This window comes from Cytobacillus oceanisediminis 2691 (assembly GCF_007678455.1).
Lineage (GTDB): Bacteria > Bacillota > Bacilli > Bacillales > Cytobacillaceae > Mesobacillus > Mesobacillus oceanisediminis_A.
This window is the reverse complement of sequence record NZ_VEEP01000393.1, coordinates 1-238: the sequence shown is the minus strand read 5'-3', so window position 1 is coordinate 238 and position 238 is coordinate 1. Positions and strand designations below refer to the sequence as shown.

1 protein-coding gene is annotated in these 238 nt (G+C 46.6%); it reads left to right on the top strand.

The window, feature by feature from the left end; genetic code table 11:
• On the top strand, window positions 1-225 hold a 225-nt coding region (locus tag FS736_RS23965; RefSeq protein ID WP_395883982.1), incomplete at its 5' end, for a hypothetical protein.
• Window positions 226-238 lie beyond the last annotated feature (13 nt).

Here is a 238-nt window from a genome sequence, read left to right as displayed (position 1 = left end):
GAAAGCAAGATGGGGAAAAATAGATTGCGGGAGGAAGATGATGTGGAGAAAATGAAGATTGGGGTGGAATATGGGGAAGGGAAGGAGGGATTGGAAGAAGATGGGGGAAAAGGTGAAGAAGTAGCGGATCTGGTATTGTTGGTTGGATGGGATGTGTGGGAAACTGGTATTGCTGGGGGTTTGGGTGGTGGTGTTAAGTTGGAGATGATGGAGAGAATTGTTTGAAGTGGATTGATGG